The sequence below is a fragment of the Pseudomonas sihuiensis genome (assembly GCF_900106015.1).
GTDB lineage: Bacteria > Pseudomonadota > Gammaproteobacteria > Pseudomonadales > Pseudomonadaceae > Aquipseudomonas > Aquipseudomonas sihuiensis.
Map to the genome: position 1 here is coordinate 3,352,890 of NZ_LT629797.1, position 19,465 is coordinate 3,372,354.

Annotated in this window: 16 protein-coding genes; 10 read left to right on the forward strand and 6 right to left on the reverse strand. The window is 63.2% G+C overall.

Annotated features, from left to right (window positions below):
* Positions 1-11: 11 nt before the first annotated feature.
* From BLT86_RS15925 to BLT86_RS15935, 3 genes are all read right to left on the reverse strand, one after another.
* Positions 12-1,109: an ABC transporter ATP-binding protein gene (locus BLT86_RS15925; protein ID WP_074679615.1), complete on the reverse strand. Its 1,098-nt coding sequence runs from the start codon at positions 1,107-1,109 to the stop codon at positions 12-14.
* A 246-nt stretch (positions 1,110-1,355) separates the two neighbouring features.
* Positions 1,356-1,985 (reverse strand): response regulator, encoded by a 630-nt coding sequence (locus BLT86_RS15930; protein ID WP_092377993.1) that lies wholly within the window; start codon positions 1,983-1,985, stop codon positions 1,356-1,358.
* A complete protein-coding gene (locus BLT86_RS15935) occupies positions 1,982-4,387 on the reverse strand; it encodes a PAS domain-containing sensor histidine kinase (RefSeq protein ID WP_092377996.1) in 2,406 nt (801 codons plus the stop codon). The genes BLT86_RS15930 and BLT86_RS15935 overlap by 4 nt, the downstream gene beginning before the upstream one ends.
* 113 nt (positions 4,388-4,500) lie before the next feature.
* On the opposite strand from BLT86_RS15935, the gene BLT86_RS15940 reads away from it, so the two are divergent.
* Positions 4,501-5,478 carry an alpha/beta hydrolase family protein gene (locus BLT86_RS15940; protein ID WP_074679621.1) on the forward strand — a complete coding sequence of 326 codons (978 nt, stop codon included), beginning with the start codon at positions 4,501-4,503 and terminating at the stop codon, positions 5,476-5,478.
* Positions 5,479-5,488: 10 nt separating this feature from the next.
* Here BLT86_RS15940 and BLT86_RS15945 read toward each other — a convergent pair whose 3' ends face one another.
* The 3 genes from BLT86_RS15945 to BLT86_RS15955 are packed head-to-tail and all read right to left on the reverse strand — an operon-like array spanning position 5,489 to position 7,944.
* The gene (locus tag BLT86_RS15945) at positions 5,489-6,250 is read right to left on the reverse strand and encodes a DnaJ domain-containing protein (RefSeq protein WP_092378000.1); all 762 of its coding nucleotides are present in this window, start codon (positions 6,248-6,250) and stop codon (positions 5,489-5,491) included.
* Complete coding sequence (murU, locus tag BLT86_RS15950) at positions 6,251-6,922, reverse strand: N-acetylmuramate alpha-1-phosphate uridylyltransferase MurU (protein ID WP_092378004.1); 672 nt, start codon at positions 6,920-6,922, stop codon at positions 6,251-6,253.
* Positions 6,919-7,944 (reverse strand): aminoglycoside phosphotransferase family protein, encoded by a 1,026-nt coding sequence (locus BLT86_RS15955; RefSeq protein WP_092378008.1) that lies wholly within the window; start codon positions 7,942-7,944, stop codon positions 6,919-6,921. The genes murU and BLT86_RS15955 overlap by 4 nt, the downstream gene beginning before the upstream one ends.
* A gap of 124 nt (positions 7,945-8,068) precedes the next feature.
* Here BLT86_RS15955 and BLT86_RS15960 point away from each other — a divergent pair, with 124 nt between their 5' ends.
* From BLT86_RS15960 to BLT86_RS16000, 9 genes are all read left to right on the forward strand, one after another.
* Positions 8,069-10,882: an LPS-assembly protein LptD gene (locus BLT86_RS15960; RefSeq protein WP_092378011.1), complete on the forward strand. Its 2,814-nt coding sequence runs from the start codon at positions 8,069-8,071 to the stop codon at positions 10,880-10,882.
* Positions 10,863-12,155 carry a peptidylprolyl isomerase gene (locus BLT86_RS15965; RefSeq protein WP_092380435.1) on the forward strand — a complete coding sequence of 431 codons (1,293 nt, stop codon included), beginning with the start codon at positions 10,863-10,865 and terminating at the stop codon, positions 12,153-12,155. Before BLT86_RS15960 ends, BLT86_RS15965 begins: the two co-directional genes overlap by 20 nt.
* 97 nt (positions 12,156-12,252) lie before the next feature.
* On the forward strand, positions 12,253-13,248 hold the full coding sequence (gene pdxA, locus BLT86_RS15970) for a 4-hydroxythreonine-4-phosphate dehydrogenase PdxA (RefSeq protein WP_092378015.1): 996 nt from the start codon (positions 12,253-12,255) through the stop codon (positions 13,246-13,248).
* A 113-nt stretch (positions 13,249-13,361) separates the two neighbouring features.
* Entirely contained in the window at positions 13,362-14,171 is an 810-nt protein-coding gene (rsmA, locus tag BLT86_RS15975) for a 16S rRNA (adenine(1518)-N(6)/adenine(1519)-N(6))-dimethyltransferase RsmA (protein ID WP_092378017.1), read from the forward strand.
* Between the two features lie 29 nt (positions 14,172-14,200).
* Entirely contained in the window at positions 14,201-14,581 is a 381-nt protein-coding gene (gene apaG, locus BLT86_RS15980) for a Co2+/Mg2+ efflux protein ApaG (RefSeq protein WP_074679637.1), read from the forward strand.
* Complete coding sequence (locus BLT86_RS15985) at positions 14,581-15,399, forward strand: symmetrical bis(5'-nucleosyl)-tetraphosphatase (RefSeq protein WP_092378020.1); 819 nt, start codon at positions 14,581-14,583, stop codon at positions 15,397-15,399. The genes apaG and BLT86_RS15985 overlap by 1 nt, the downstream gene beginning before the upstream one ends.
* A 41-nt stretch (positions 15,400-15,440) precedes the next feature.
* A complete protein-coding gene (gene glpE, locus BLT86_RS15990) occupies positions 15,441-15,770 on the forward strand; it encodes a thiosulfate sulfurtransferase GlpE (protein WP_074679641.1) in 330 nt (109 codons plus the stop codon).
* 284 nt (positions 15,771-16,054) lie between these two features.
* On the forward strand, positions 16,055-17,977 hold the full coding sequence (locus BLT86_RS15995; RefSeq protein WP_074679643.1) for a PrkA family serine protein kinase: 1,923 nt from the start codon (positions 16,055-16,057) through the stop codon (positions 17,975-17,977).
* Positions 17,978-18,193: 216 nt separating this feature from the next.
* On the forward strand, positions 18,194-19,465 hold the full coding sequence (locus tag BLT86_RS16000; RefSeq protein ID WP_074679645.1) for a YeaH/YhbH family protein: 1,272 nt from the start codon (positions 18,194-18,196) through the stop codon (positions 19,463-19,465).

The following is a 19,465-nucleotide window of genomic DNA, read 5'->3' on the forward strand; positions in this document are numbered from 1 at the left end:
GCGCAAAAGGCTCACTCGACTTGGAGTGGATCCAGCGCGCGGACATGCTCGACAGACCAGCCGAGCGGAACCAGGTCACCAACCGTCAGGGCCGGATCGAGCTCGGCCACGGGTTGCTTGACGTAGAAGTCGGATTTACCGCAAACCTCCATGCGGATACGCACGTGGTCGCCCAGGTAAATGAACTCGGCGATGCGCCCGGAGAAGCGGTTCGGGCAGGCTTCGCTGTGGCCGTTGAGGCGGATGCGCTCGGGGCGGATCGACAGGCTCACCGCCTCCCCCACCGCACCGACGTTGACCGCCGTGGCACGCACTTCCTCGCCACGCGCCAGGCGCACCACACACTGCTCGCCATCGTGGCTGACCAGCTCGCCGGCCAGGCGGTTGTTCTCACCGATGAACTGGGCGACGAAGGTGTTGTGCGGCGCTTCGTAGAGCTCGCGCGGCGGAGCGATCTGCTGGATCTCGCCCTGGTGGAACACGGCCACGCGGTCGGACATGGTCAGTGCCTCGCCCTGGTCGTGGGTGACGTAGACCACGGTCACGCCCAGGCGCTGGTGCAGGTGCTTGATCTCCATCTGCATGTGTTCGCGCAGCTGCTTGTCCAGCGCGCCGAGGGGTTCGTCCATCAGCACCAGTTGCGGCTCGAACACCAGCGCACGGGCCAGTGCCACGCGCTGCTGCTGACCACCGGAGAGCTGGCCCGGATAACGGTTGCGGAAGCTGTCGAGCTGCACCATCGACAGCGCACGCTTGACCCGTTCGCTGATGTCGGTACGCGACATGCCGCGCACGCTCAGCGGGAAGGCCAGGTTCTCGGCCACGGTCATGTGCGGGAACAGCGCGTAGTTCTGGAACACCATGCCGATATCGCGCTTGTGCGGCGGCAGTTTGTTCAGAGAGCGGCCATCGAGGAGGATCTCGCCGGCAGTCGGCGTCTCGAAACCGGCCAGCATCATCAGGCTGGTGGTCTTGCCGGAACCGGACGGGCCGAGCAGGGTCAGAAACTCACCCTTGCGGATATCCAGGTTGAGGTCTTTGACGATCAGCGTTTCGCCGTCATAGCTCTTCTGTACGCCACGGAAGCTCACCAGTACATCGTTTGCCATCACACCACACCCTTGTTCTTGTCTCAGGCCGATGACCCAAGATTAGGTCGGCGAGACAGGGTGAAAAATCGGGCGGGATGACAAGCTGATATCAGGCGCGAGGAGAATCTCGTGTAGGGCTTGCCCTACAAAATCCGAGTGATCGCATCGGTTATACAGTGCATGAAAACCGTGGGAGCGGCTTCAGCCGCGAAGCTCCGGTGGGCGATTCATCGCGGCTGAAGCCGCTCCTACGAAAGCGCCCGATCAGACCAGGCGGTGCTCCATCGCGTAACGCACCAGGTCGGCCATCGAATGAGCACCGAGCTTCTGCATCAGGCGCGCCTTGTGCGTGCTCACGGTCTTGTTGCTGATCGCCAGGTGCAGGGCAATGTCATTGACACCCTCCCCGCGCACCAGACGCTCGAACACCGAGAACTCGCGTTCGGACAGTTGCGCATGGGGCGGGCGCGAATCGGTCAGGCCGACCTCGAAGACCATGCGGTCGGCCAGCGCCGGATCGATATAACGACCACCGCTGGCTACCTTGCGAATCGCCGTGATCAACAACGCCGGGTCGCTGTCCTTGGTGGCGTAGCCGGCGGCACCGGCCTTGAGCGCACGCGCCGCCATCTGCGCCTCGTCGTGCATCGACAGCACCAGAATCGCCGGTGCCTCGCTCAGCGCGCGGATACGCGGAATGGCCTCCAGACCATTGACGCCGGGCATGGAGATATCCAGCAGCACCACGTCGCAAGGCGTGCGACGCAGCACCTCGATCAGTTGCTCGCCATTGCAGGCTTCGCCAGCCACCTCGAGATCGCGCGCCATGCCGATCAGTTGCTTGATGCCTTCCCGCACGATGGTGTGGTCTTCGGCCACCAGTACCCGAATCACGCTGCGATCTCCTCTTCCAGATTTATACGCGCACACAGCGTAGTGCCCTCGCCCGGCTGGCTGTCAATCTGCAACTGGCCACCGAGCATGAGCATGCGCTCCTGCATGCCAACCAGGCCGAAGGATTGCCCCGGCTTGCGCAGCGCCGGATCGAAGCCCTTGCCATCATCGACGACCGACAGACACAGGCTGCCGCCCTCCTGCCACAGGCGCACTTCGACGCTATGCGCGCCGGCGTGGCGCATGACGTTGGTCAACGCCTCCTGAAGGATACGGAACAGGCCGATGGCCTGGGCATCAGGCAGATGCGGCAAGTGCTCGGGCACATCGACCAGACAGGGAATCTGCGTGCGCTCCTCGAAGCGACGCACCTGCCATTCAATGGCCGAGGCAATGCCGGCATCGAGAATCGGCGGACGCAAGGCAGTGGCCACGTCGCGCACCAGCTGGAACAACTGAGCGATCAGGCGCTTCATGCTGGCCAGACGTTCGTCCAGCTCTGCAACCTGACCGGCGCAGGCCAGCTCGCACATCGCTGTTTCCAGCTTGAGCACGGTCAGCACCTGACCCAGCTCGTCGTGTACTTCGCGGGCGATCCGCGCCTTTTCCTCCTCCCGCACACTTTCCAGATGCGCCGACAGCTCACGCAGGCGCGCCCGCGAATCGGCCAGCGCCAGCTCGGCCAGCTTGTTCTCGGTGATGTCCCAGAGAATGCCGTCCCAGACCACTCGGCCATTGCCCAGCGGGCGCGCCGTGGTGCGGATATCGGCCCACAGCACCTCCTGCTCGGCAGTGAGGATGCGCCCCTGCCAGTACCAGTCGCTCTCGCCCTCCAGCGCCAGCGTCTGACTGTTGAGGTAGCTGTTCAGATCCTGCGGATGCACCAGGCTGCGAATACCACGATCCTCACGTTGCAGCTCATGCGCCGGCCAGCCAACCATTTCCTGGCTGGCCTCGCTGATATAGGCGAAGTTGACCGTCTGCCCTGGCCCGGCGCGCTCCAGGCGAAACACCAGGCCGGGGACGTTGCCAGCGATGCCTTTGAAGCGCGCCTCGCTCTCCTCCAGCGCCGCGCGGGCACGGCGGCGTTCGGTGACGTCGCTGAGAAATACCACCAGGTACTCGGCCTGGCGGTAACGCAGAAAACTCAGGGAAACATCGGCCGGCATGCGGCTGCCATCGGCGCGCAGGCAGTCGACCTCGAAGCTGGGTGAGCCCTCATCCTCCTCGCGCACGCGCTTCCACAGGCTGAGCCAGCGATCCATGTGCAGGCCGGGCTCGAGCTGGCTCAATGGCTTGTCCACCAGCTCGCCGCTGGCGTAGCCGAGCATGCGTTCGGCGGCACGGTTGGCGTAGCGCAGGTGGCTGTCCCAGTTGACCCAGAGAATGCCCACCGTGCTGTGATCGATGGAGAACTGGCTCAGGCGCAACGCCTCGGCTGCCTGCTGGTGACGATCCAGCTCGCCACGTGCGCCCAGCAGCCCACGCTCCAGCAAACGCGTCTGTTGCCTTTGCCGATAGAGCGCGGTTGCACCCAGCATCAGCACCAGGCCGAAAAACAGCGCGAGCGTCTTCCAGAAGCCGACGAAATCGGTGGACTGCGGATAGCGCAGAGGCATCCAGGTTTCCCGCCATTCCTCCAGCTCGCGAGCCGGCAGCACCTGCAGGGTCTGATCGACGATGCCGGACAACAGCGGCTGATCGCGGCGCGTTGCCAGGCGCATTAGCTGTGGCAGACCGATGTCGCCAACGATGCTCAGGCTGGAGAAACGTGATTCGCGCAGCAGCAGGCTGAGGCTCGCCTCGTCCAGCACCGCATAACTGACCTCCTGATTCAGCACCAGCAACAACGCCGCGCGCTCCGATGGCGTCGCCCGCAAACGCAGATTGGTATGGGTGCGCTCCAGATACTCGGCAGCCTGGCTCGGCGTACGCAGGGCGACCATCTGCTCCAGCGGCAACTGATCGAGATCCACCGCACCATTGCCGCTACGCTCGCCAACCACCAGATGCGGCACCCGCAGGTAGGGCATCGAGTAATGCCAGATGCGCAGACCCGCCGGCGTCTGCTGCAGACCTGGCGCCAGATCCACCTCGCCAGCACTGGCAGCCCGTTCCAGGGCCTCCAGGTTCGGATATAGACGCCAGTCAGGCGCGACGCCCATGCCTTCGAGCAAACGCTGCATCAGTTCGACGTTGGCGCCCGTCAACTGCCTATTCTGACCACGCTGCACCCAGGGTGCCTGCTGGAGCAGGCCCACGCGCAACACCGGATGCTCCTTGAGCCAGGCGCGCTGCTCGGCATCGAAGGCCGGGCGCAATGGCATGCGCGCGCTCTCGGCCCAGGCGGTGGAAACAGCCAGCATCAGCAGGAGAGAGAGGGAACGGAGAAGGGAGTTCATGCACGGCGAATCCGGTGACGCGATCCCCTACCTTACTCCAGTCTTGCACCAATCGCCTGACAAAAGCGGAGCCCGGCATTAGGCTCTGTAGCAGACGATCAGGAGCCTCATCGATGCGCCTTCACTCACTAGCACTGCTCGGTTTCTGCCTGCTCTCCTGTCCCGCGGTCTGGGCCGAGGAGCCGGTCGAGGACGCGCCGGCTGATAGCGCCGACGCCCCTGCGGCAAGCGAACGTCCGCTGTTGCCCGAACGCAGCGTCAGCGACGCGCAGACGCTGGAGCAACGCCTGGACAAACGTGAACAGCAGATGCTGCAGGCCAGCGCCGAAAGCTTCCTCGCACTGTGGCTACCAGCCAACGTCGGCGAGCCCAGTGGTGCGGTGATCCTGTTGCCCGGCGATGTGGAAAACGCCGATGGCGCCGCCGCGGTGGGCCCGCTCCGGCGCAAACTGCCCGACGCCGGCTGGCACAGTCTGAGCCTGACGCTGCCGGACCCGGACGGCGACCCGTTGCCGCCACGCAGCGCGGCCTCCGAAACGCCTGCGCCAACTGACGGTGAAGCCACCAATGGCGAAGATGAAAGCGTTGCCGATGTCGCGCCAGAGCAGACAACCACACCAGCCGCAACGGAACTCACCGCCGAGCAAAGGCGCCAGGCGCATGTCGAACGGGTAATGGCGCGTATCGATGCCGCCATCGCCTTTGCCAGCCAGCAGCAGGCCAGAGACATCGTCCTCCTCGGGCATGGCAGTGGCGCCTACTGGGCTGCGCGCTACCTGAGCGAACGTCAGCCGGACAACGTGCAGAATCTGCTGATGGTGGCGGCCGAACTACCTGCCGGCTTCGCGCCGCCACTGGATGAGATGGTCGCACAGCTAACCGTGGCCACCGGCGACTTCTACTACAAGGATCAAGCCACCGAGCGCATGGCTGCGCTGAAGCGCCTGCAGGCGAGCAAGCGGGCCAAACTACCCACTTACATACAGGTATCGATGAAGGCCCTGCCGGGCAATCTGGATGTTCAGCAAGAGCAGCTCTACCGCCGTCTGCGCGGCTGGCTGACGCTGCATATCCGCGCAGCAGGCAGCTGAAAACTACCTGCTAGCGAATCCCTCGGCGCTGGCGAATCAACGCGTAAGCCTGATGCAGTTGACGCGTGGTGTCGGTGGCTTCACGAATGCGCTCAGGCGAGGCGCCGGAGCCGGCCAGTTTGTCCGGGTGATGCCGACTGAGCAGCCGTCGGTAGGCGCGCTTGATCTGCTCAGGCTCGCTGCCTTCATTCACGCCCAACAGACGCAGCGCCTCCTGGTAACTGCCGCCAGCCGGTGCCGGCTGCTGACTGCGACGCGGCGCGTATTCCTCGCCCAGACTATCGAGCCGGGCACTGTCCCAGCCAAGCCACTTGCCCCAGAGCAGGATCAACTCATGCTCACTGGCCGATACCCGCCCGTCGACCCAGGCCATGCGCCAGCAGGCCCGCAGCATGGCATCCGCGCGGTCGCGCTGACGCTGCAGGGGCGCACGCAGGTTGTCACGCCCGGTCTTGCCACGGGCAAAGGCTTCGATGGCGCGCCGCTGAGCGACGGGGTTCAATCCGAGCCGTTGCATTTCCGAACGCGCCTGCTGGATATGGCTCTGCACCACCCGGCCGTCGCTCTTGGCCAGACGCCCCAGCATCAGAAACAGCAAATCATCATCCGCTGGTGCCGCACGGCCGCCCAACCGCTCGCGCAGATTGTCCCAGCCATGCAGGCGCAGACGGCGATCCAGCACCTGCCCGAGCAGACCGCCAAGCAGAGCACCTGGGATACTGGCCAGGGCGAGCCCGGCCGCTGCCCCGAGCATGGTGGCCGGCCACAACACCTAGCGCGCCTCCTGCAACAAGCGTTCGACCTCGGCCAGACGCTCGTGCGTACCGACGTCGACCCAGCAGCCGCCATAGTGCTCGCCACTGACCTGCCCTGCCGCCATCGCCTCGCGTAACAGTGGCGCCAGCTTGAAGGCACCGGGCTGAGAAGAGGCGAACAGGCGCGGGTGCAGCACGGCGAGACCACTGTAGGTCAACCGCTCGCCTGCCGCCCCGCCGTCATGAACCTGACCCGCCGCCAGAACGAAGTCACCCTGCGGGTGATGCGCCGGGTTATCCACCAGCACCAGATGCGCCAGGCCGGCGGGTGGCTCGCGCAGCGCGGCGAAGGCGTAGTCGGTGAAGACATCGCCGTTGACCACCAGAAACGGCTCGGCCCCCAACAGCGGCAATGCCTTGAAGATACCGCCCCCCGTCTCCAGCGGCTCACCTTCAGGGGAATAAACGATTCGTACGCCGAAGCGCGAGCCATCGCCGAGGTAATCTTCGATCTGCTGGCCCAGCCAGGCGTGGTTGATCACCAGCTCGGTGAAGCCAGCAGCAGCCAGGGCGCGGATGTGGTACTCGATCAGCGGCACGCCCGCCGCTTTCACCAGCGGTTTGGGTGTATGCAGCGTCAAAGGACGCATGCGCTCGCCCTTGCCCGCCGCGAGGATCATCGCCTTCATGCACGCGCCCCTTCATCTTTCGCCAGGCTGGCAAACAGCTCGCCCAACTCGGCCAGTTCCGGCCGACGCGCCAGCACAGCCTCTATATAAGAGAAGAAACGCGGCACATCGCCAAGGTACTTGGGCTTGCCATCGCGGTGGCAGATGCGAGCGAAGATACCGATCACCTTGAGGTGACGCTGCACGCCCATCAGATCGCTGGCGCGCAGAAAGTCTTCGAACGATGCCTGCACCGGAATGCCCGCCGCCTTGGCGCGCTCCCAGTAGCCGTGTAACCAGGCCTGCACGCACGCCTCTGGCCAACTGAGGAAGGCATCCTTGAACAGGCAGGTGATGTCATAAGTCACCGGACCGTTGACGGCATCCTGGAAATCCAGCACGCCGGGGTTGGGCGTGCTCTGCATCAGGTTGCGCGGCATGAAGTCGCGGTGCACCACCACCTTGGGCTGCTCCAAGGCGCTGTCGATCAACAGGCGACAGATGCGCTGCCAGGCTGCTTCCTGCTCGGGTGTAAAGGCATGCCCCAGATGACGTTGTACGTACCACTCGGGAAACAGCTGCAACTCACGACGCAGCAACGCCTCGTCGTAATGCGGCAGAGCACCGTCCAGCGGCAAACGCTGCTGCAACAACAAGGCCTCGATGGCCTCGTCGAACAGCTCGTCGGCGTTGTGTTCGTTTATCACATCCAGGTAGGTCTGGCGGCCCAGGTCATCGAGGATCAGAAAGCCCTGCTCGAGATCGGCAGCCAACACCTGCGGCACATGCACACCGGCGCTGGCCAGCAACGCAGCGATGCGGACGAAAGGTTCGCAGTTTTCCTGAGGCGGCGGCGCATCCATCAGAATCAGGCTGCGCTCACCGGCCTGCCAACGAAAATAGCGACGAAAGCTGGCGTCGCTACTGGCAGGCGTGAGCCCGGCCTCAGGCACCGCGCCCCAGTCGCGCACTGCGAAGAGGGCGGGCAGCTGCTCGCCGAGCCAGGTTTGCAACTGTTGCAGACGTACATCGTGTTCAGACATCAAGGGGTCTCCGACGGCGCTAGCCGTTGCGCGGGTCATGCTTTATTATCCAGCATCTTTTTCAGCCCATCGAGAGGCGTGCGGCCCCTGGGCCGATAGCGCGCAGGAAGCCCGGACTAACAAGATGGCAGTAAAATACCCCGCGTTCCGCAAGAAATTCCCGCTGCTGGTCACCGGCAGCCTCCTGGCCTTACAGCCCGCGTTCAGCCTACAGTCCTTTGCCGCCGAGCAATACGATTGCCAGGCGTCGCCCACGGGCGGCTGGGCCTGCGCGCCGAAATCCGCGGCCAGCGCCCTGCCTCCGCGCCCGGTGCACAGCCGTGATGCTGTCAGCAGCGGTGGCTCGAGCAGCACGGCCGTAGCCAAGCAGGATGCCGCCCCGGTACTGGTCACCGAGAGCAAGGGCCGCGCCCTCGCCTCGCGCAGCCCTGACTACAGTCACTTGGACTGGGTACCGCGCGATAAGTTGACTGCCGCGCAGCTGGCCGAGGCCGGCCCCTACTGCGCGGGCGCCTACGTCGAGCCACTGCGTCCGGGCATGGATGACACCACGCCGCTGAACGAGTCGCCGATGTTCGTTTCCGCCAAAGCCTCACGCTTCGAGCAGGAAAAGCAGATCGCCACCCTGGCCGGTGATGTCGTCCTGCGCCAGTCCGGCATGCAGGTCGAGGCCGACGAAGCCAGCCTGCATCAGACGGAAAACCGTGGCGAGCTGGTCGGTAACGTACGCCTGCGCGACAAGGGCATGCTGGTGGTCGGCGACCGCGCCGAACTGCAGCTGGATAACGGCGAAGCGCGTATCGACAATGCCGAATACGTGATGCACCAGGCCCACGTGCGCGGTAGCGCGCTCTACGCCAAGCGCGAAGAAACCGCGATCATCCGCCTCAAGGATGGTACCTACACCCGTTGCGAACCGGGCGACAATGCCTGGCACCTGAAGGGCAACAACGTCACCTTGAACCCGGCGACCGGCTTCGGTACCGCGACCAACGTGACGCTGCGGGTCAAGGACATTCCGGTGTTCTATACCCCGTACATCTACTTCCCCATCGACGACCGTCGCCAGTCCGGCTTCCTGCCACCCAGCATCGGCACGTCGAGCAGCAACGGCTTCTCGCTGCAAACGCCGTACTACTTCAACCTGGCGCCGAACTACGACGCCACGCTGTACCCGACCTACATGGCCAAACGCGGCCTGCTGATGGAGGGTGAGTTCCGCTACCTGACCGAGAGCAGTGAAGGCCAGGTCGGCGGCGCGTGGCTGAACGACAGCGAAGACGAGCGCAAACTGCAGTCCGAGTACGAAGATCAGCGCTGGATGTACAGCTGGCAACACAAGCAGGGGCTGAACTCGCGCCTGCTCGCCGAAGTCGACTACACCGACATCAGCGACCCGTACTACTTCCAGGACCTCGATACCGATCTGGGCATCGACAAGCAAACCTACGTCGACCAGCGCGGCACCCTGACCTATCGCGGTGACAGCTATACCGCACGCCTGAACGTGCATGCGTATGAACTGGCCAACATCACCGATGTGACGCCATACGATCGCCTGCCGCAGATCACCCTGGACGGCAAGCTGCCGTTCAATCCGGGTGGCCTGGACTTCACCTACGGCACCGAATACGTGCGCTTCGATCGCAACCTGCGCTCCGGCTTTTTCACTGACAAAGACGGCGTAACCGGTCGCCCGCAGGACCTCTGGTACGACGAACGCCTGACCGGCCTGAACCGTGCCGATGGCGAACGCCTGCACCTGGAGCCTGGCGTCAGCCTGCCATTGAACTGGAGCTGGGGCTTCGTCAAACCTCAGGTCAAGTACATGCAGACGCAGTACCAGGTAAACCTGGATGGCAAGGGTAAATCTGAGCTGGCGACAAACGATCCAAACAATCAGTGGTTCGGCGTCGACTACAAGCGTTCGCCCAACCGTGGCGTTGGCCTGTTCAGCGTCGACAGCGGCCTGTATTTCGACCGCAACACCCAGCTGTTCGGCAAGGATTTCCGCCAGACTCTGGAGCCGCGCGCCTTCTATCTCTATGTACCGGAAGAAGACCAGACCGATATCCCGGTGTTCGACACGGGCGAACCGACCTTCAGCTACGCCTCGCTGTGGCGTGAAAACCGCTTCAGCGGCAAGGATCGTATCGGTGACGAGAACAAGCTGTCGCTGGGCGTGACCAGCCGCTGGATCGAGCCGAACGGTTTCGAGCGTCAGCGCTTCAGCATCGGCCAGGCCTTCTACTTCGAAGACCGCAAGGTTCAACTGCCGGGTATCGATTACCGTGCCCGTCAGGAAGCCACCGCCGACGTGTCGCCTTACGCGCTGGAGTACCTCTATCGCTTCAATCGCGACTGGCGCTTCTCCTCGACCTTCAACTGGGATCCGGACCAGCACGCCACCCGTTCGGGCAGCGCAATGTTCCATTACCAGCCGGAAGACAATCCGAACAAGATCGTCAACTTCGGCTATCGCTATCGTAACGACACCGTACGTTACGACCGCGACAGCGGTACCTGGACGACCAACCCGGACTACGGCAGCTCGACCCTTGCCGACGGTTCGCCGAACCCGAACTACATCAAGAACTACTACAAGATCGACCAGCATGACTTCTCCGTCATCTGGCCGCTGGCTCCGCAGTGGAGCCTGATCTCGCGCTGGCAGTACGACTATGGCCGCAACCGTACCCTCGAGGCCTTCGGTGGTTTCGAATACGACAGCTGCTGCTGGAAACTGCGCCTGATCAACCGCTACTGGATCGATTACGACGAAGTCAGCCTCGACCCATCGCGCAACGACGAGCCGGACCGCGGCATTTTCTTGCAGATCGTCCTCAAGGGCCTCGGCGGCGTTGTTGGTAACAAGGTGGAAACTTTCCTCGACCAAGGCATTCAAGGTTACCGTGAACGTGAAGACCAAGCTTTCTGATCGCCTGCGCCCCCTGCTATTGGGCGCAGCACTGCTGGCGGCAACGGCTCAGGCCCAGGTTCGCCCACTGGATCGCGTCGTGGCCATCGTCGACAACGACGTGGTCATGCAGAGCCAACTCGAAGCTCGCCTGCATGAAGTGCAACAAACCATCGACAAGCGCGGCGGCGCCCTGCCGCCCGAGAACGTACTCAGCCAGCAGGTGCTCGAGCGTCTGATCATCGAGAACATCCAGCTGCAGATCGGCGACCGCTCCGGCATTCGTATCACCGACGAAGAGCTGAACCAGGCCATGGGCACCATCGCCCAGCGCAACGGCATGAGCCTGGAGCAGTTCCGCGAAGCGCTGGCACGCGACGGCCTGTCCTATGCCGATGCCCGCGATCAGGTGCGCCGCGAGATGGTCATCAGCCGTGTACGCCAGCGCCGCGTGGCAGAACGCATCCAGGTCACCGATCAGGAAGTACAGAACTTCCTCGCCTCTGACCTGGGCAAGATGCAGCTGTCGGAAGAGTTCCGTCTGGCCAATATCCTGATCCCAGTATCCGAGGGTGCCTCCTCCAGCGAAATCCAGGCGGCTGACCGTCAGGCGCAGGAGGTGTATCAGCAGCTGCAGCAAGGCGCAGACTTCGCGCAACTGGCGATTTCCCGCTCCGCCAGTGAAACCGCCCTGGAAGGCGGCGAGATGGGCTGGCGTAAAGCCGGTCAGCTGCCGCCACCGTTCGACAACATGATCAGCCAGCTGAATCCGGGCGAGATCACCGAGCCGGTGCGCACGCCGGGCGGCTTCATCATCCTCAAGTTGATCGAGAAGCGCGGCGGCGACACCCAGGTGCGTGACGAAGTGCATGTTCGCCACATCCTGATCAAGCCCAGCGAGATTCGCAGCGAAGAAGAAACCCGTCGCCTGGTCGAGCGCCTGTATCAGCGCATCGTCGATGGCGAGGACTTCGCCGAACTGGCGAAGAGCTTCTCCGAAGACCCGGGTTCTGCGCTCAACGGCGGCGATCTGAACTGGATCGACCCCAACGCGCTGGTGCCCGAGTTCCGTGAAGTGATGAACAACACCGCCAGCGGCGAGCTGTCCAAGCCGTTCAAGAGCCCTTACGGCTGGCACGTGCTGCAGGTCATGGGCCGCCGCGCCACTGACAGCAGCGCGCAGTTCCGCGAGCAACAGGCCGCAAACGTGCTGCGTAACCGCAAGTACGACGAGGAACTGCAGGCCTGGCTGCGCCAGATCCGCGACGAAGCCTACGTCGAGACCAAGCTGTAATAGCGGTATCGATCAGCAAAGCCCGGCCCAGTGCCGGGCTTTTTCGTTATTGGCCCGGCAGCGTAAACTGACGCCCCAGCCCGTATAGAGAGCGACCATGACTGTGCAGCAATGCTTTGCCCTCACACCAGGCGAGCCCGCCGGCATCGGCCCCGATCTCTGCCTGCTGCTGGCGCAGATGGCGCAGCCTGCGCCACTGGTGGCTATCGCCAGTCGCGAGCTGTTGGCTGAGCGCGCCAAGCAGCTGGGGCTGAATATCGAACTGCTGGGTGTCGGCCCGCAAGGATGGCCTGATCGTCCTGCCGCAGCGGGCGCTCTGTACGTCTGGGATACGCCACTGGCAGTCACTGTCGAGCCCGGCAAGCTGGCACCAGCCAACGCGGCCTACGTGCTGGAGACCCTCACCCGCGCGGGCCAGGGCTGCCTGGACGGCACGTTCGCCGGGATGATCACCGCCCCCGTGCACAAGGGCGTGATCAACCAGGCCGGTATCGCCTTCTCCGGGCACACCGAGTTTCTCGCCGAACTCACTCACACCCAGCAGGTGGTGATGATGCTGGCGACCCGCGGCTTGCGCGTGGCGCTGGTCACCACGCACCTGCCGCTGAAAGACGTCGCGGCCGCCATTACGGCCGAACGCCTGGAGCGCGTTATCCGCATCCTGCATGCCGATCTGCAAAGCAAGTTCGGTATTGCCGAGCCGCGCATCCTGGTCTGCGGGCTCAATCCACATGCGGGCGAAGGTGGTCATCTGGGCCGCGAGGAAATCGAGATCATCGAACCGACGCTGGAGCGCATGCGCACTCAAGGCGTGAACCTGATCGGCCCGCTGCCGGCCGACACCCTGTTCACACCGAAGTACCTGGAGCACGCCGATGCAGTACTGGCCATGTACCACGACCAGGGCCTGCCAGTGCTCAAGTTCAAGGGCTTCGGTGCGGCGCTCAATGTCACGCTGGGTCTGCCGATCATCCGTACCTCGGTGGATCATGGCACCGCCCTGGATCTGGCCGGCACTGGCAAGGTGGATATCGGCAGCCTGCAGGTGGCGCTGGAAACCGCCTACCAGATGGCTGCCAGCCGCACGGAGTGAACCACTGAGGCCGCAGCCCGCGCCCGCGGCGCCATTCGCTGGTAGACTGTGCGACTTTCTTTTTTGCATCCAGCCTCGAGCGCCACGCCTCGAGGCGCTCCGCGGAGCCGCACATGTCCGAATACCAACACCGCGCGCGCAAGCGCTTCGGCCAGAACTTCCTGCATGATGCCGGGGTGATCGACCGTATCCTGCGCGCCATTCGCGCCAAGGAAGGCGAACATCTGCTGGAAATCGGCCCAGGTCAGGGTGCCATTACCGAGGGTTTGCTCGGCAGCGGCGCGCAGCTCGACGTGATCGAACTCGACCTCGACCTGATTCCCATCCTGCAGGGCAAGTTCGGTGACAATCCGCGCTTTCGCCTGAATCAGGGCGACGCCCTGAAGTTCGACTTCGCCCGCCTCGAGGCGGCGCCGCGCAGCCTGCGGGTGGTCGGCAACCTGCCCTACAACATCTCCACACCGCTGATTTTCCACCTGCTGGACAACGCACCGCTGATTCGCGACATGCATTTCATGCTGCAGAAGGAAGTGGTCGAGCGCATGGCCGCCGGCCCTGGCGGTGGTGATTGGGGGCGGCTGTCGATCATGGTGCAGTACCACTGCCGCGTGGAGCATCTGTTCAACGTTGGCCCCGGCGCCTTCAACCCGCCGCCCAAGGTCGACTCGGCCATCGTCCGCCTGGTGCCGCATGAAACCCTGCCGCACCCGGCCAAGGACCATCGCCTGCTCGAGCGCGTCGTGCGTGAAGCCTTCAACCAGCGCCGCAAGACCCTGCGCAACACGCTCAAGCAGTTGCTGCCCGCCGAGGCCATCGAAGCCGCAGGCGTCGACGGCAGCCTGCGCCCCGAGCAGCTGGATCTGGCCGCCTTCGTCCGCCTGGCCGACCAGCTGGCCCTGCAGCCTTCGGCCGAGCAGGTCTAAACTGCAATCACGCTCAACGGATTCTTCGCATGTCCGACCCTCGCTATCAGATCGACGTCAGCGTCACCACCCGCTACCTGGCCGCGCAGTCGCAGCCGGAGCAGAACCGCTACGCGTTCTCCTACACCGTGACCATCGTCAATAACGGCGAGTTGCCCGCTCAACTGCTGTCGCGCCACTGGATCATCACCGATGGCGACGGGCGGGTGCAGGAAGTGCGTGGCGCTGGGGTGATCGGCCAGCAGCCGCATATCGAACCCGGCGCCAGCCACACCTACAGCAGCGGCACGGTCATGGCCACTCAGGTCGGCACCATGCAGGGCAGCTACCAGATGCTCGCCGAAGACGGAAAACGCTTCGACGCGACCATCGCCCCGTTCCGTCTGGCGGTGCCCGGAGCGCTGCACTGATGGCCGTCTACGCCGTCGGCGACCTGCAGGGCTGCCTGAAACCGCTCAAGTGCCTGCTCGAACAAGTGTCTTTCGATGCGCAGCACGACCAGCTCTGGTTGGTCGGCGACCTGGTCAATCGCGGCCCGCAATCGCTGGAAACCCTGCGTTTTCTCTACTCCATTCGCCATGCGGTCACCTGCGTGCTGGGCAACCACGACCTGCACCTGCTGGCCGCCGCGCACAATGTCGAACGCCTGAAGAAGGGCGACACCCTGCGCGAGATTCTCGACGCGCCGGACCGCAACGACCTGCTCGACTGGCTGCGCATGCAGAAGCTGGTGCACCACGACGCCGAACGCAAAGTGACCCTGGTACATGCCGGTATCCCCCCGCAATGGACACTGGGCAAGGCACTGCGCCGCGCAGCCGAGGTCGAAGAAGCGTTGCGTGACGATGCCCGCCTGCCGCTGTTTCTCGATGGCATGTACGGTAACGAGCCAGCCAAGTGGAGCAAGGACCTGCACGGCGTGACCCGCCTGCGGGTGATCACCAACTACTTCACCCGCATGCGCTTCTGCAGAGCCGATGGCACGCTGGATCTGAAGAGCAAGGAGGGTGTTGGCAGCGCCCCACCCGGCTTCGCCCCCTGGTTCAGCCATCCGCAGCGCAAGATGCGCGGTGAGAAGATCATCTTCGGCCACTGGGCAGCGCTGGAAGGCCACTGCCAGGAGCCGGGCCTCTACGCACTGGATACCGGATGCGTCTGGGGCGGTGCGATGACCCTGCTCGATGTCGACAGCGGAGCACTTCACCGCTGCACCTGTCCCAAGGAATGAGCGCCAGAGGCGCCCCCACGAATCACTCGAAGGCACCGAACATGAGCGAATTCAAGCGTATTTCCCCACAGCAGGCGCAGGAACTGCGCACCCAGGGCGCCGTCGTGGTCGACATTCGCGACCCACAGAGCTTCGCCAGTGGCCATATCAGCGGCTCGCGTCACCTCGACAACCACTCGCTGCATGACTTCATTACCCATGCCGATCTCGATGCACCCCTGATCGTCTCCTGCTACCACGGCAATTCCAGCCAGGGCGCAGCGGCCTATCTGGTCGGCCAGGGCTTCTCCGAGGTGTACAGCCTCGACGGCGGTTTCGAGCTGTGGCACGCCACTTACCCGAGCGAAACGGCACAAAGCAGCGAAGAATAAATTTCTTCAGGCGGCAAGCCGCGCCCGCTCTGGCCTGCCGCCACTTCCCGACGTACGGTAACATCCAGTTATCGTTACCCAGCCCTTGACCCTCGGCAGAACGAACTATTCTGTTACTCAGGCCATCCCACTCAAGGTAGAGCCGGCCAACCGGCATCGGGCCATCGGTAACGACTTTTAGGTTTTGGGGGATTCTTCCCGACTTGTCTCTAAGCCGGAGTTACCCAGCACCTGCACGCACGACCGATCCCGAGCCAGCTTTCAGCATCGAGCGAGGTGAAGTCATGAGCATTTTCAGTCACTTCCAACAACGTTTCGAGGCGACCCGCCAGGAGGAGTACTCGCTGCAGGAGTACCTCGAACTGTGCAAACAGGATCGCAGCGCCTACGCCACTGCGGCCGAGCGCCTGCTGATGGCCATTGGCGAGCCGGAATTGCTGGACACCTCCAGCGATTCACGCCTGTCACGCATCTTTTCCAACAAGGTGATCCGCCGTTATCCGGCCTTCGCCGACTTCCATGGCATGGAAGAGTGCATCGACCAGATCGTCTCCTACTTCCGCCATGCCGCTCAGGGCCTGGAAGAGAAGAAGCAGATCCTCTATCTGCTGGGCCCGGTGGGCGGTGGTAAATCCTCGCTGGCCGAGAAGCTCAAGCAATTGATGGAGAAGGTGCCCTTCTACGCCATCAAGGGCTCGCCGGTATTCGAGTCGCCGCTGGGGCTGTTCAACGCCACCGAAGACGGCGCCATCCTCGAAGAGGATTACGGCATCCCGCGGCGCTACCTCAGCTCGATCATGTCGCCCTGGGCCACCAAACGCCTGCAGGAGTTCGGCGGCGATATCAGCCAGTTCCGCGTGGTCAAGCTGTACCCGTCGATCCTCAACCAGATCGCCGTGGCCAAGACCGAACCAGGCGATGAGAACAACCAGGACATCTCCGCCCTGGTCGGCAAGGTGGATATCCGCAAACTGGAAGAATTCCCGCAGAACGACGCCGACGCCTACAGCTACTCGGGCGCGCTGTGCCGGGCCAACCAGGGCCTGATGGAATTCGTCGAGATGTTCAAGGCGCCGATCAAGGTGCTGCACCCCTTGCTCACCGCTACCCAGGAGGGTAACTACAACAGCACCGAAGGCCTCGGCGCGATTCCCTACAGCGGCATCCTGCTGGCCCACTCCAACGAGTCCGAATGGCACAGCTTCCGCAACAACAAGAACAACGAGGCCTTCATCGACCGTATCTATATCGTCAAGGTGCCGTACTGCCTGCGCGTGACCGACGAGATCAAGATCTACGACAAGCTGCTGATCAACAGCTCGCTGGCCAAGGCCCATTGCGCGCCGGACACCCTGAAGATGCTCGCTCAGTTCTCCACCCTGTCGCGCCTGAAAGAGCCGGAGAACTCCAACATCTATTCGAAGATGCGCGTCTACGACGGCGAGAACCTCAAGGACACCGACCCGAAAGCCAAGTCGATCCAGGAGTACCGCGACAGCGCGGGTGTCGATGAGGGCATGAACGGCCTGTCGACCCGCTTCGCCTTCAAGATTCTGTCCAAGGTATTCAACTTCGACCCGCACGAAATCGCCGCCAACCCGGTGCACCTGCTGTACGTGCTGGAGCAGCAGATCGAGCAGGAGCAGTTCCCCGCCGAGGTGCGCGAGCGCTACCTGCGCTACATCAAGGAGTACCTGGCGCCGCGCTATATCGAGTTCATCGGCAAGGAAATCCAGACCGCTTATCTGGAGTCGTACAGCGAGTACGGGCAGAACATCTTCGACCGCTACGTGCTGTACGCCGACTTCTGGATTCAGGATCAGGAGTACCGCGACCCGGAGACCGGCGAGATCCTCAACCGCGTGGCGCTCAACGAGGAGCTGGAAAAAATCGAGAAACCGGCCGGCATCAGCAACCCGAAAGACTTCCGCAACGAGATCGTCAACTTCGTGCTGCGCGCCCGCGCCAACAACAATGGCAAGAACCCCACCTGGCTCAGCTACGAGAAGCTGCGCGTGGTGATCGAGAAGAAAATGTTCTCCAACACCGAGGATCTGCTCCCGGTCATCAGCTTCAACGCCAAGGGCAGCAAGGAGGATCAGCAGAAGCACAACGACTTCGTCAAACGCATGGTCGAGCGCGGCTACACCGAGAAGCAGGTGCGCCTGCTGTCGGAGTGGTACCTGCGGGTTCGCAAGTCTCAGTAAGCCCTACCCGGCGCGCGGCGCGCGCCGTGTCATTCGCTGCTCGCCCGTGGCCACGGGCGGGCAAGAACCTGTTCAAAGTCTCGCGAGCTAGAGCGCTGCCAGGCGAAAACAGGTGAGGACGCGGAGTTTACGAGCTGTAAATGAGCAGTCCGAAACTGTTTTTAACGCAGCAGGGCCGACGCGCAGCAGACTCTGAACAGGTTCGAAGGAGATGTCATGAGCTACGTGATCGACCGACGCCTCAACGGCAAGAACAAGAGCACGGTTAACCGCCAGCGCTTCCTGCGGCGTTACCGTGAGCACATCAAGAAGGCGGTGGAGGAAGCCGTCAGCCGGCGCTCCATCACCGACATGGAGCACGGCGAGCAGATCAGCATTCCTGGTCGCGATATCGACGAGCCAGTGCTGCATCACGGCCGCGGCGGCAAACAGACCACCGTTCACCCGGGCAACAAGGAATTCACCACCGGAGAGCGCATTCCACGCCCACAAGGCGGCGGTGGTGGACGCGGCAGTGGCAAGGCGAGCAACTCCGGCGAAGGCATGGACGAGTTCGTCTTCCAGATCACCCAGGAAGAATTCCTCGACTTCATGTTCGAGGATCTGGAGCTGCCAAACCTGGTCAAGCGCCACCTGACCGGTGCGGAAACCTTCAAGACCGTGCGCGCCGGCATAAGTAACGAAGGCAACCCGTCACGTATCAACATCGTGCGCACCCTACGCTCGGCGCACGCACGGCGCATCGCCCTGTCCGGTTCCAGCCGCGCCAAACTGCGTGAAGCCAAGGCCGAACTCGAGCGACTACGACGGGAAGAACCGGACAACTTCGGCGATATACAGGTAATTCAGGAGGAAATCGAACGCCTCAGTGCGCGCATCCACCGCGTGCCGTTTCTCGACACCTTCGACCTCAAGTACAACCTGCTGACCAAGCAGCCCAACCCCAGCTCCAAGGCAGTGATGTTCTGCCTGATGGACGTTTCCGGCTCCATGACCCAGGCCACCAAGGACGTGGCCAAGCGCTTCTTCATCCTCCTGTACCTGTTCCTCAAGCGCAATTACGACAAGATCGACGTGGTGTTTATCCGCCACCATACGAGTGCGAAAGAGGTGGACGAAGAGGAATTCTTCTACTCCCGCGAGACCGGCGGCACCATCGTTTCCAGCGCCCTGAAGCTGATGCAGGAAGTCATGGCCGAGCGCTACCCGGTCAACGAGTGGAACATCTACGCCGCCCAGGCATCGGACGGCGACAACTGGAACGATGACTCGCCGGTGTGCCGGGATATATTGATCAACCAGATCATGCCGTTCGTGCAGTACTTCACCTACGTCGAGATCACCCCACGTGAGCACCAGGCGCTGTGGTTCGAGTACGAACAGGTGGCCGAAGCCTTCGCCGACAGCTTCGCCCAGCAGCAACTGGTGTCCGCTGCGGACATCTACCCGGTGTTCCGCGAACTGTTCCAGCGTCGCCTGGTGAGTTGA